General features: G+C 71.9%; 9 protein-coding genes. 6 read left to right on the top strand and 3 right to left on the bottom strand.

All coding sequences use genetic code 11. From position 1 onward, the window contains the following. Window positions 1–4: 4 nt before the first annotated feature. The 3 genes from WMF29_RS39705 to WMF29_RS39695 form a co-directional block, all read right to left on the bottom strand. Window positions 5–472: a hypothetical protein gene (locus tag WMF29_RS39705; protein ID WP_437325282.1), complete on the bottom strand. Its 468-nt coding sequence runs from the start codon at window positions 470–472 to the stop codon at window positions 5–7. A 342-nt stretch (window positions 473–814) separates the two neighbouring features. Then, window positions 815–2233 carry a sigma-54-dependent transcriptional regulator gene (locus WMF29_RS39700; RefSeq protein ID WP_437325281.1) on the bottom strand — a complete coding sequence of 473 codons (1419 nt, stop codon included), beginning with the start codon at window positions 2231–2233 and terminating at the stop codon, window positions 815–817. Beyond that, on the bottom strand, window positions 2230–3726 hold the full coding sequence (locus tag WMF29_RS39695) for a sensor histidine kinase (protein WP_437325280.1): 1497 nt from the start codon (window positions 3724–3726) through the stop codon (window positions 2230–2232). Before WMF29_RS39695 ends, WMF29_RS39700 begins: the two co-directional genes overlap by 4 nt. A gap of 270 nt (window positions 3727–3996) precedes the next feature. On the opposite strand from WMF29_RS39695, the gene WMF29_RS39690 reads away from it, so the two are divergent. From WMF29_RS39690 to WMF29_RS39665, 6 genes are all read left to right on the top strand, one after another. After that, the gene (locus WMF29_RS39690) at window positions 3997–4917 is read left to right on the top strand and encodes a hypothetical protein (protein WP_437325279.1); all 921 of its coding nucleotides are present in this window, start codon (window positions 3997–3999) and stop codon (window positions 4915–4917) included. Window position 4918: 1 nt separating this feature from the next. Next, the gene (locus WMF29_RS39685) at window positions 4919–6223 is read left to right on the top strand and encodes a TolC family protein (protein WP_437325278.1); all 1305 of its coding nucleotides are present in this window, start codon (window positions 4919–4921) and stop codon (window positions 6221–6223) included. Beyond that, on the top strand, window positions 6223–6864 hold the full coding sequence (locus WMF29_RS39680; RefSeq protein WP_437325277.1) for a hypothetical protein: 642 nt from the start codon (window positions 6223–6225) through the stop codon (window positions 6862–6864). The genes WMF29_RS39685 and WMF29_RS39680 overlap by 1 nt, the downstream gene beginning before the upstream one ends. After that, window positions 6861–8039 carry an efflux RND transporter periplasmic adaptor subunit gene (locus WMF29_RS39675; RefSeq protein WP_437325276.1) on the top strand — a complete coding sequence of 393 codons (1179 nt, stop codon included), beginning with the start codon at window positions 6861–6863 and terminating at the stop codon, window positions 8037–8039. The genes WMF29_RS39680 and WMF29_RS39675 overlap by 4 nt, the downstream gene beginning before the upstream one ends. A gap of 8 nt (window positions 8040–8047) precedes the next feature. Beyond that, the gene (locus tag WMF29_RS39670) at window positions 8048–11236 is read left to right on the top strand and encodes an efflux RND transporter permease subunit (RefSeq protein WP_437325275.1); all 3189 of its coding nucleotides are present in this window, start codon (window positions 8048–8050) and stop codon (window positions 11234–11236) included. 325 nt (window positions 11237–11561) lie between these two features. Then, a complete protein-coding gene (locus WMF29_RS39665) occupies window positions 11562–12980 on the top strand; it encodes a TolC family protein (protein ID WP_437325274.1) in 1419 nt (472 codons plus the stop codon).

The following is a 12980-nucleotide window of genomic DNA, read 5'->3' as shown; positions in this document are numbered from 1 at the left end:
GTGGCTACTCCTCGGTGGGGTTCCCGGACATCTCGTTCGAGTAGTCGGAGTAGACTTCGCCGACCTTGCAGCGGAGCCGGTAGGTGTACTCGAGATCCTCGAAGGCACCTGCGTCCATGCGGCTCGTCTTCGTACCGGCGACCGTGAAGGCAACCTCGTACTCATGCATGGTGTCCTTGCGCTCGCCCTCGATCTCGTCGCAGGGAGCGGGCGTCGACCACTCGACGTGGAGCACGCCGTCCATCGGCATCACCATCTCGAGGACCGGCGCCTCCGGGGCCGCGGTCTCTCCCCCACCGCCGCCGGTGGCGCTCGTGCTGCCGCCCGCACCATCCATCCCGCCCATTCCGCCCATCCCACCCGCCCCCGCGGTCGTGGTACTGGAAGCATCCTCCGTGCTCGAGTCACCACAGGCGGCGAGAGCAGCAGCAATACCGAGCGCAGCGAGATAAGCGAACGTAGAGCGCGCCATGGTTGAGTCTCCTTGCTGTGACCGTGATTTCGATCGGAACCGCTGAAGTGTATCCGATCCGGTCACATGTACAAGAGCTCCAGCGGAATCGTCCTGGTCACACCGTCGGAACGAACACGCCTCGTCCCACCGCCGGAGCGCCATACAGCCGACGTCCGGTCGCTCGATCCCAAGGCTTCTTCATGTCGCCGGCCGCTGAACTCGTAGGCGGCGTTCATCCCTGGCCTGTGCGTGCTGGCATGTAGCGCTCCGCATGACCCGCCTCTGCCCTGTCGTGCCGCGGTCAATGCTTCGGGCGCTCGTCCTGGCTGGGTGAGCCAGCGCCGCTGGGCGCTGCTGAGCTCAGTTCTTCGTACCGTCTGCCGCGCCCCGGCGCTCCTCCCGGAAGTCATCCGCGGAGAGCCCACAGCGCCGCAGCAGCCGGTAGAAGCTCTCCCGCTCCACGCCCGCGTGCGCGGCGGCCTGTGTGACGTCACCCTGGAACCGGCGCATGACGGCCTCGAGGTAGCGCCGGTTCGTCTCCTCGCGGGAGGCGTCGACAGCTTCACGGTACGAGAGCTGCGCGAGATCGACGTCGCTCGCGCTCGTCAGCCTGAGCGGGCTCGCCCCCTGTACCTCGGGCGGGAGCGACTCCAGGCGGATCTCGCCCGACGTCTCGATCACCACCGCGCGCTCCACCGCGCTCTTGAGCTCGCGCGCGTTGCCCGGCCAGCGGTAGGTCTGGAGCGCGCTCATCGCCGCCGCGGAGAAGCGCGTCGCATTGGAGCGCGACTGCGGGGCACGCTCCGCGAGGAAGCGCTGTGCGAGGAGCGGGATGTCGTCCGCGCGCTCCCGTAGCGGGGGCAGCTCGATGACGCAGACGTTCAGGCGGAACCAGAGATCCTCGCGGAAGGCGCCCGTCTTCACCATCGCCCGGAGGTCCCGGTGCGTCGCGGCGATCAGCCGGACGTCGATCTTGCGTTCGCGCGCCTCTCCGATGCGCCGGACCGCGCGCTCCTCGAGCACGCGCGTCAATTTCGCTTGCACGGTCGGCCTGAGCTCACCGAGCTCATCAAGAAACAGCGTGCTCCCGTGCGCCTCCTCGAAGAGGCCCGCGCGGTCCGTGGCCGCGCCCGTGAACGAGCCGCGCGCGTGGCCGAACAGCTCGCTCTCGATGAGCGAACGGGGGATGGCCGCGCAGTTGACGGCAATCGGGCGGTGCGACGCGCGGGACGAGTGCTCATGGATCGCACGCGCCACGAGCTCCTTCCCGGTGCCCGTCTCGCCCAGGATGAGCACGGTCGCGTCCGTCGGCGCCACGCGCTCGATGAGCTGGTAGAGCGCCCGCATGGCGGGTGAACGCCCCGTCATGCCCGCAAAGCCCTGTGCGTCCTGCGCGTCCTGCGCGCCCTTCAGCACCACGGCTTGCGCCATGGCCCGCTCGACCAACGCGCGCAGCTCGTCCGGGTCGAACGGCTTCGTCACGTAGTCATAGGCGCCCTCGCGCATGGCCTGGACCGCGGTCGGGACCGACGCATACGCGGTCATCAGGATGAAGGGCACTCCGGGCCAGCGCGCGCGCACCGCCCGGAGCACCTCGAGGCCGTCCCCATCGTTCATGCGCAGATCGCAGACGACGGTTGTGACCGGCTCGGTTTCAAGGATCTGGAGCGCCGTTCGCACGCCCCGCGCCGTCAGGACCTTGGCGCTCTTGCCGAGCACCTTCGAGAGGAGCGCCAGCATGTTCGCCTTGTCGTCGACGACGAGCACTGTCGGCTTCATGCGCGCTCTTGGCTCTCCCTTGCTTCTTCGATGAGGACGCCCGGCAAGTCGATCACGAACTGGGACCCGCCGCCTGATCTGGGCTCCGCCCGGATGCTCCCGCCGTGTGCGGTCACGAGACCATAGCAGACCGCGAGGCCGAGGCCGGTGCCGTCGCGGCGGGTCGTGAAGAACGGCTCGAAGAGGCGCTCGCGCGCCTCCTCGGGAATACCGGCTCCCCGGTCCAGGACCTCGATCCGGTAGCCATCGTCCTGCTGCCTTCCGCGCACGACGATCTCGTCACCTTCCGAGGTTCCAGAGGTCGCCTCGCGCGCGTTGGTCACGAGGTTGACGATCACCTGCCGGATGCGGAGCGGATCCACGTTGATGAAGGACGGCTCGGCGTCCACGAGCGGGACCTGGTCGCGCCGCCCCGGCCCGCCGTCGCAGTGCGAGGCCGCGTCCCTGAGGAGCTCCTCGGCCTGCACGGGGCGCGGCGAGAGGATCGGAGAGCGCGCGTACATGAGCAGCTCCTCCGCGATCCGCTGGCAGGCCGCCGCTTCCTCGTCGAGGATCGAGAGCTCCTCGCGGAGCTCGGGCTTCTCCGCCTCCTTCGCCATCGTCTTCACGTAGCCGCGGATCACGGCGATGGGGTTGTTGATCTCGTGCGCGACGCCCGCGGCGACGCGGCCGATCGCCGCGAGCCGCTCCGAGGCGACCAGCTCGGCTTCGGTGCGCGACAGCGCGTCCAGCATGCGGTTGAACGCGTCGGCGACCGCCACGAGCTCCACGGCCGCCACCGGCTCGACGCGGGCGCTGCGATCTCCAGCGGTGACGCGCCCGGCGACGCGCTCGAGCGAGGAGAGCGGGGTCGAGAAGGAGCGCCAGAGCTTGCGCCCGGCGATCAAGGCGAGCGCCGCGGCGAGCGCGCAGACGGCCGTCGCGAGGATCAAAGCGAACCGGATGAACTGCTCGGCCCGGCGCTCCGCGGCCATGGCGCGCTCGTCGAAGTGGCGCGCCAGGCTGTCCGCATGCTCCGTCATCCGGTCGACGAGCGCGTTCGCGCGGTCGTGCGCGTGGTGGACCTCGTGCCAGTCCTGCCGATCGATGGCGGGGAGGATGGCCGTGGAGAAGAGCTGGCTGAGCTCGCGGCTCGCCTTCCCGATGTCGTCGAGCTTCGTGGCCGTCTCGGCGTCGAGGCCGGGGCGTAGCTCGGCGAGCTTCGCGCCGAGCTCGCTCACCCAGGCGTCGTGGTGCGCGACGTGGGACCGGTCGCGCAGGATGATCGTGTGGGCCTCGTGGATGTACTGCTCGCGCGCGGTGACGCTGAGGAGCGCAGCCCGGCGGGAGGCCACCTCGAGGTCGTGGGCCTCCAGGATCGCGCGACGGGACGCGAGGCCCGTGAGCACGGTGGCGACGCCGCTCACGGCGACCAGGGCGACGAGGACGCTGATGACCAGGAGCAGCCGGCGGCGGAGTCGATACGGGCGCTGTGGAGCGGGAGGCGGAGCCATGGACGGGCGCATCCTCGCAAGCCGCGTACCGGGGCCGCAATCGAGCGCTGACTGGCGTGATGAGCCGCCGATCAGGCCCGGCCGACGCGGTACCCGCCCCGGCGGGGGGACAGTTTGTGACCGAAGCGGTCACAGGATCGTGACCGTCGAGGTCACCGCGAGGACCGGACGCCGCGCAGAAACCCGGGATCCCGGCGCGCGACCGCATGGCGCGCTCATTGCTCAGGCCCGTGCTCGCCAGGGCAAGAACCTCGGCTCCAGGAAAGCACGATGCGCCAAATCCTTCTCTCTCTGCTCGTCTCGATCCCGCTTGTGGCCTGCTCCACGAAGGAGACACCTGGCCACGATCACGAACAGGCCGCCCCGACGCAGGCTCCGGCCGCGGCGCCGCCCCCTGCGCCGACGCCCCAGGACCGAGCCGCGAGCACGCGCCCCCACGCGGATCACAACCCTCGCCACGGAGGCCTGGTCACGATGGAGGGCGACAACCACGTCGAGGTCGTGGTCGGGGCCGACGGCGCCATCGATCTCTACGTCAGCGACGCGGTCCGGACGCCGATCCCGCCGAAGGACGTCACCGGCACCATCACGATCGAGCCCAAGGGCAAGGGGGAGAAGCAGATCCTGACGCTCGCGCCGAACGAGGCGAAGGGCTCGCTCTCGGCCAAGGGCCCGGCGCCGGACAACGGGGATTACACATGGGACCTGAAGGTCCGCGGCGCGCCCATGAAGATGACGCTCACGGTGCCGGCCAGCGGGACGGCGGCCTTCGCCGACGCGCCCACCGACCATCCGGCCGGCGACCATGCCCACGGCTCGCCGCATGGCGGCGTCGTCCAGTCGCTCGCAGGGGGTCATGTCGAGGTGAAGCTCGAGAAGACCGGCGACGTCACGGTCTGGATGCTGGATTCGGCCGAGAAGCCTCGCTCCGCGAAGGGCGTCACGGCGAGCCTCCGCCCCGTCGTCGCGGGAGCGAAGGAGACCCAGCTCGCCTACGACGAGAAGGCCGATGTGCTGCGGGGCAAGATCGATCCGGTCAAGCAGGACCACGTGGATGGGGTGCTCAGCATCACGCCGGCCGGAGGGACCGCGACCTCGCTCCGGCTCGCGTTCCACCTCGAGGGTCCTGCGGGGGCGGGGCACGACGGCCACGAGGGACACGACGGCCATACGGGGCACGAGGGGCACTGAGATGACGATCCGGCGGCCGCACCGGACCCGATGCGCGATGTTCGCGGCCCTCGCTGCAACGCTGACGCTCGTGCCCGCGTCGGGCGCCCGCGGCGAGACGCTGACGTGGGCCCAGGTGAAGGCGCGCGCCGCCGCGCGGTCCCCCGCGACCGTGGAGGCGAAGCAGGGCGCGCGCGCTGCACGCGCGGAGGCCGTCAGCGCGGGGCGCTGGCCCCGCACGAACCCCGTGCTCAGGGGGGGCGTCGATCTCGGCGCCCCGTTCGGACACCCGGAGGACCGGACCTTCTCGGTCGGCATCGAGCAAGGGCTCGACGTCGTCGGGGTCGCGGCCACAGCGGCGCGCGCCGGCCAGCAGAAGGTCGCCGTCGCGGAGCTGGAGGGGGCGGTGCTGAAGCTCGACGGGCTCGCCGAGGCGGCCGAGGCGTTCATCGAGCTCGAGCGAGCGCAGCGCGTGCTCGCCGTCTGGACCGAGCTCGACCGGGTTTTCGAGCGCATTGCCGCTGGCACCGCGGCGGCCTCCCGCGCCGGTGAGCGGTCGGATCTCGACGCGATCCTGGCCAGCGCCGAGAGCGCCGGTGCGACGACCGAGCTCGCCGGCGCGAAGGCCGAGCTCGCGCGCGCGCAGGCGCGGCTAGGGGTGCTCATCGCCGCCGCGGAGCCCTCGTCCCTCCGCGTCGCGGAGGCGCCGGTCCGGCCGCCAGACGCCCGCGGCCGCGACGTGCTCGTGGCCGCCGCGCTCCGCCGCCGGCCCGAGGTTGGGCTCTGGCGGGCTCGGACGGGAGAGGCCGAGGCACGGCGCGCGTTCGCCGCACGCGGCGCGCTCCCGGAGCCCACCCTGGGCCTCGGGGTCGAGGTCCAGCGGGAGGGGCGCGACGCGGCGCTGCCGAGCCCGGACGGGGCGACCGCTGTCCGGCACGAGCGCACGCAGCTTCAGATCACGCTCTCCGTGCCGCTGCCGTTCTTCGACCGGAACCAGGCCGAGCGAGCCCGCGCGCTCGCCGACGCGAGCTCCGCCAGCGAGCGGGGCGCGATCGCTGCCAGGCAGATCAGCGCAGCGGTCACACGCGCGAAGTCCGCGGTTGACGCGAGCTGGGCGGCCCTCGCGCGGTGGCAGGCCATCGCTCCCCGGCTCGACGAGGCGCAGGCGATGGTCGAGAAGGGCTACGCAGCAGGGCAGATCGATCTGTTCGACACCCTCGCCCGCGCCGAGCGCGTCGCCCGCGCGCGCGTCCAGATCCTCGAGGCGCGCGCCGCCTACCTGAAAGCCCGCGCGGAGCTGTCCCGCGCGCTCGGAGAAGAACCGTGATGCACAAGAAGCACCTCGCCTGCGCCGTGGCGCTTGCCATCTACACGTCGGCCCCGCGCGCCTCCGCGCACGGCGGCGAGGATCATGCGGCGCCCGCCGCGCCGACCGCCGCGAGCACCGGGACAGAGCACGTCGTGTCCGGGGAAACGGCGGTGTTCTCGGTCGTCATCAAGTACCCGGCCAAGAAGGCAGAAGGACCGTTGCCCGCGCGCCTCTACGTCGCTCGGGCCGACTCCAGCGCGCCGGTCGAAGGCGCGCGTGTCCGCCTCGAGCTGAAGGGAGGGCTGACGTTCGCCGCGGACGCGGGGAAGACGGCAGCCGCCGGCGTTTATGAGGTCGCGCTCCCCGCGGCCCCGGAAGGAGCAACGGCCAACGGGGTCGTGTCGGTCGAGGCCGGGGACGCCTTCGACCTCGTGCTCGTCGGGGATCTGCGCTTCGGCGCCATCGAGCCCGCCGCCGCGCCGACCGGGACGACGCCGGGACGAGAGGTGCCCCTCGGCGGTCTGGCGGCGGCCGCAGGAGCGCTGGCCGTGCTCAGCGGCGGGATCGGGTATGCGCTCGGGCGTCGCTCGAGGCGGAAGCCGCCCGCCGCTACCCGTCGCCCCGAGGATCCCTCCGCGCTCCCGCAGGGGGCCTCGTGAGCCGCGCCCGATCCCTGTCCATCACCGCCGCGCTCGCCCTCGCCTCGGCCCTCGCGGTCACGGGCCTCGGGGAGCGCGCCGACGCGCACGGCGGCGAGGACCACAGCGCGCCCGCAAAGCCCGCAGCCAGCGCCGCGGCAGACCCGAACGTGGCCCGGGTGCCGATCGAGACCCAGTTCCTGCTCGGGCTGCGCACCGAGCGCGCGAAGCGCGGCGCGCTGGCCACGAGCCTCGGGCAGATCGGCGCCGTGGTCGCGCGCCCCGCGGGCGAGCTCGCCGTCGTGGCCCCGACGTCCGGCCGCCTCTTCCCGCCCGAGGGCGGCTTCCTCCGGCTCGGCGACGACGTGAAGAAGGGGCAGCTCCTCGCGACGCTCCGGCCGAGCCTGGGCGGCGCGGAGAGCGCGCAGCTCGGGCTGTCGCGCAGCGACGCCGCGTCCCGGGTCGCCGCCGCCGAGGCGCGACTCGGCCTGGCCGAACGCGAGCTCGCACGACGCCGCGAGCTCAAGGGGATCGTCGCCGAAAAGGACATCCAGGCCGCCGAGGTTGACGTGGAAGTCGCCAGGGCCGAGGTCGCGCGCGCCCGGGCGGACGTCGGGGTGCTCTCGGGCGGGGCGGGCGCGCAGAGGCTCAGCGCGACGATCGACGGCACGGTGGTCTCCGGCCGCGTGAGCCCGGGCGCCCAGGTCGCGGAGGGGACCGAGCTCTGGCGCGTCGTCGATCTCGCGACGCTCTGGGTCGACGTGCGCATCCCGGAGGCGGACGCAGCGCGCCTCGCGGGCGATCGCGCGGAGGTGACGCTCGTCACGGATCCCGCAGCGCGCTTCGAGGCCAGACGCCTCGCCGTCGCGTCGCTTGTCGACCCGGCGACCCGCACCGTCCAGGCGCTCTTCGAGTTCGACAACAAGGACCGGCGCGCGCGCGTCGGCGCGCTCGTCAACATCAGCATGGCAGGGAGCGCGCCCGTCGAGAGCGTCGTGGTCCCGGGTTCGGCGCTGCTCGATCGCAGCGGCACGCCCACGGTCGTCGTGAAGACCGGCCCCGAGGGGTTCGAGCTGCGCGCGGTCGCGATCGGGCCGAAGTCCGCCGGCGCGATCGGGATCACGGCGGGCGTGACGGCGGGAGAGCGCGTGGTCGTCGACGGCGCCATGGCCGTCCTCCTCGCCGCCGGGGGCTAGCAGAGACGATGTTCGACTACCTGATCCGCTTCTCTCTCAGGAACCGCCTCTTCGTCATCGCCGCGGCGGCGCTGGTGCTCGTCTACGGGACGTACTCGCTCCTGAAGCTCCCGATCGACGTCTTTCCTGATCTGAATCGGCCGACGGTCACCCTCATGACCGAGGCTCCCGGGCTGGCGCCCGAGGAAGTGGAGACGCTGGTCACGGTGCCCCTCGAGCGGGTGATGAACGGCGCGCCCGGGGTCGAGCGCGTGCGCTCTACCTCGGGCGTCGGGCTGAGCGTCGTGTACGTCGAGTTCGACTGGTCCACGGACATCTACCGTGACCGACAGCTCGTCGCCGAGCGCCTCGCCACGGTGACGGAGCAGCTCCCGAAGGGCGTCACGCCGCAGATGGGGCCCGTCGCCTCGATCATGGGGGAGATCCTGCTGATCGGGGTGCAGGGCGATGGGGTCTCTCCCATGACCCTCCGGACCCAGGCCGACTGGGTGATCCGGCCGCGGCTGCTCACGATCCCGGGGGTCGCGCAGGTGATCCCCATCGGCGGCGAGGTCCGCCAGATCCAGGTCACCGTCGACCCGGCCAAGCTCGCGGCCGCGGCGGTGTCGCTCGACGAGATCTCGCGCGCCCTGAGCGGCGCGAACGCCAACACCACCGGCGGTTACGTCGACCGGCGGGGGCTGGAGTTCCTCGTGCGGACGCTCGGCCGCGCCCGGACCGAAGCGGACATCGCCGCGACCGTCATCGCCATGCGGAGCGGGACGCCGGTGACCCTGGCGCAGGTCGCCACGGTGCAAGAGGCCGCGCGCATCAAGCGCGGCGACGGGTCGATCGACGGCAAGCCCGCCGTGATCCTCTCGGTGCAGAAGCAGCCGGGGGCCGACACCGTCGCGCTCACCGGCAGCATCGACAAGGCCGTGGCCGAGCTGCAGAGGTCGATGCCCGCGGGCGTCACCATCAACCCGCACCTCTTCCGGCAGGCGACCTTCATCCAGGGCGCGGTCCACAACGTGGTCGAGGCGCTGCGCGACGGCGCGATCCTGGTCACGATCGTCCTCTTCCTGTTCCTGCTCAACTTCCGGACGACCGCGATCACGCTGACCGCCATCCCGCTCTCGTTCATCGTGAGCGCGCTCGTGTTCCGGGCCTTCGACCTGTCGGTCAACACGATGACGCTCGGCGGTCTCGCGGTGGCGATCGGCGAGCTCGTCGACGACGCCATCGTGGACGTGGAGAACGTGTTCCGGCGCCTGCGCGAGAACAGGGCGCTCGCCTCGCCGCGGCCGGCGATGGACGTCATCCGCGACGCGTCGAGCGAGGTCCGGAGCTCCATCGTCTTCGCGACGATCCTGGTCGTCCTGGTCTTCGTTCCCCTGTTCGCCATGAGCGGCATCGAGGGGCGGCTCTTCGCTCCGCTCGGGGTCGCCTACATCGTGTCGATCCTTGCATCGCTGGTTGTATCCCTGACGGTCACTCCCGCGCTCTGCTCCTATCTCTTGCCGTCGATGAAGCGCATGAGCCACGAGGACGGCTGGCTGGTGCGCAAGCTCAAGGCCACGGACCGGCGCGTGCTCGCGGCGTCGCTGCGGCACCCCGGGGCCGTGATGGCGGCGGCAGGCGCGCTGGTCCTTGCCGCCGCGGCGGCGGTGCCGTTCCTGGGCGGCGAGTTCCTCCCGCCCTTCAACGAGGGGACGCTCACGGTGAACGTCATCGCCAGGCCGGGCACGTCGCTCGCCGAGTCGAGCCGCCTCGGCACGCTCGCCGAGCAGCTGATCCACGAGGTCCCCGAGGTCGTGTCGACCGGGCGGCGGACCGGCCGAGCCGAGCTGGACGAGCACGCGGAGGGGGTCCACTACAGCGAAATCGATGTCGACCTCAGGGCGTCCGGGCGTGAGCGGGAGGCGATCCTCGGCGACATCCGCGACCAACTCGACAAGATCCCCGGCGTTGCGATCAACGTAGGCCAGCCGATCTCGCACCGGCTCGACCACCTGCTCTCGGGCGTCCGTGCACAGGTGGCCGTGAAGATCTTCGGAGAGGATCTCGGCGAGCTGCGGCGCCTCGGGAAGGCGGCGCGCGACGCGATTCAGGGCGTCGCCGGGGTGAAGGATCTGCAGATCGAGCAGCAGGTGCTCATCCCGCAGATCGCCATCAAGGTGAACCGGGAGCGCGCGGCGCAGCTCGGGGTCAACGCGGGGCAGCTCTCGGAGATGCTCGAGCTCGCCCTCGCGGGCGGTACCGTCACACAGCTTCTGGAGGGGCAGCGGACCATCGATGTGGTGCTGCGGTACCCGCCGGAGCTCCGCGAGGACATCGACGCCTTGCGGCGCACGCTCGTCGATACGCCCAGCGGCGCGAAGGTGCCGCTGGCCGACCTCGCCGACGTGACGGAGAGCATGGGGCCGAACCAGATCAGCCGCGACGACACGCAGCGGCGCATCGTGGTCTCGGCCAACGTGGCGGGGCGCGATCTGGAGCAGGTCGTGAGCAAACTCCAGCGCGCCGTGGACGCGATCCCGAAGCCGCCGGGCTACTACGCGACGTACGGCGGGCAGTTCGAGAGCCAGCGCTCGGCGTCGCGGCTGATCGGATGGCTCTCGATCGCGAGCCTCGCCGGGATGCTGGTGGTCCTCTACTCCCAGTTCCGCTCGTGGACCGTGGCCCTCCAGATCCTCTTGAACATCCCGCTCGCTCTGGTCGGCTCGGTGCTCGCCGTCGTGCTCACCGGCGGGGTCCTTTCGGTCGCGACCCTCGTCGGGTTCATCACGCTGTGCGGCATCGCCTCGCGCAACGGCATCATGATGATCTCGCACTACATCCACCTCATGAAGGAAGAGGGCGAGTCGTTCGGTGAGGCCATGATCGTCCGCGGCTCGCTGGAACGCCTCGTTCCGGTGCTGATGACCGCGCTCACCGCCGCCCTGGCGCTCGTGCCCATCGCGCTGTCCAAGGGCCAGCCGGGCAAAGAGATCCTGCAGCCCGTCGCGGTCGTGATCCTCGGCGGCCTGCTCTCGTCGACGCTGCTCGACATCGTCGTCACGCCGGCGGTGTTCCTGAAGTTCGGCCGCGGTTCCGCTGAGCGCCTGGCGCGCGCCCGGGACAGCGCGGGCGGCGCCCAGGCCGACCTCGCCGGTGCGGCGCCCGATGAATGCGGGAGTGTCGCCCGGGAGCACGGGGTCTGCGCCGGAGCGCCTTGATATCAGTCCGGCGGATCGAGCCGGCGGTGTAATGCCGCCGGGCTCCCCGCGTCTGCGAGGTGCAGCCCGGAAGCAGAGCGCTCACGGCCGTCCGCCTGGAACCAGGCGCGCGCTGACGACCTGTGTACCTGGGTGACCGAGCTCCCGGCGATGAGCTCTTCAGGAGGAACGACCATGTCGTGGTGGAACGCTCTGACAAACACATCAAGCATCGAGAGCGGTGGCGCTGATTCCAAGTCCGCCGGTGCCGCTGATCCCCAGCCCACCGGCGGCGATCACAGCCACCCTCACGGCCACACGCCGCCCAGCACCTCGGAGCCGAGCCATGCGCATTGATCCCTGGCGCGCACGCCTGCTCGCCGCGGGGCTCTCGCTCTCCGCAGCGGCCGGCTGCGCCGCCCCGTCGGCGGCCTCCGATCTCGGCCGCATCCGCGAGCTGTCTCGTCTGGACCTTCCGTCGAGCACCGCTTCGGAGGAGGTCGAGCCGGCGACCACCAGCGACGCGCGGCCGCTGCTCTCGCGACCGCTCACCGCGGACGCCGCCGTGCGGGTCGCGCTGCTCAACAACCGCGAGCTCCGCGCCACGCTCCGCGAGGTCGGTGTGGCCCGGGGCAACCTGGTGCAAGCAGGTGTCTTGCCGAACCCCGAGCTCGAGGTGCAGGTGACGCCGCGGCAGGGGACGCTCGAGCACACGCGCGTCGAGCTCGGGGTCGAGTTCGATCTGACCTCGGCCATCCTGGCACCGCTCGGCGAGCGGGCGGCGCGGGCGGATCACGAGGCCGCGCGCTACCGCGCTGCGGGCGCGGTGGTCGAGCTCGGCTACTCCGTTCGGGCGGCGTTCTATGCCGCGCAGGCGACCCAGCAGCGCCTCGCCCTAGCGAACAGGGCCCTGGATGCGTTCGCGGCTGCCCGCGACGCCGCCCGGGCGCTCTTCGAGGCGGGCAACGTGCCGGAGCTCGACGTCGCGACGCAGGAGGCGGGGTATGAGGCTGCCCGCGTCGCCGTCGCCGGGATCGAGCTGGAGCTCCTCGACCGGCGCGAGCAGCTCCAGCGGCTGCTCGGGCTCTCCGGGGCGGAGACCTCCTGGCGTATCGCGGACGAGATCCCTCATGCGCCCGAGAAGCTCGCCATGCCGCCGCGGCCTGAGGCGCGCGCCCTCTCCGCGAGCCTCGAGCTCGCTGAGCTGCGCAGCCGGCTCGAGGCCGCGGCCGGCCGCGCCGGCCTCGCGCGCACGGCGGGGTGGTTGCCGGACCTGTCCGTCGGCGTGCGCGGCGAGCGGGAGGACGAGGCATGGCGGGTCGGCGCCGGGCTCCGGCTCACGCTGCCGCTCTTCGATCGGAAGCAGGGCGCCACGATGGCGCATACGGCGGAGTTCGACAGCCTGCTCGAGCGGTACCACGGGCGCGCCATCGACGTGCGTTCGGCGGTCCGTGCAGCGCAGAACCGGCTGGCGTCGGCGCACGCGCGCGCCCTGCATCACCAGCGTGTCCTCGTCCCGGCCCGGACGCGCGTCCTGGAGCAGACGCTGCTCCAGTACAACGCGATGCAGGCTGGGGTCTTCGAGCTGCTCCAGGCCCGCCGGGAGCAGCTCGACGCGGAGCTCGCGCAGGTGGACGCGTTGCGCGACTACTGGACCTCACGCGCCGCCTTCGACGCCATCCTGGCCGGGCGTCGCGTGGAGGTGATGGGCACGATCGCTCCTGCTCCGATGTCCGGAGCCGCAGAGAGCGGAGGAGGACACTGA

The organism is Sorangium sp. So ce381 (genome assembly GCF_051473845.1).
Taxonomy (GTDB): domain Bacteria; phylum Myxococcota_A; class Polyangia; order Polyangiales; family Polyangiaceae; genus Sorangium; species Sorangium atrum.
Note: the sequence above shows the minus strand (reverse complement) of the source record. Positions and strands in the feature narration are given on the sequence as shown.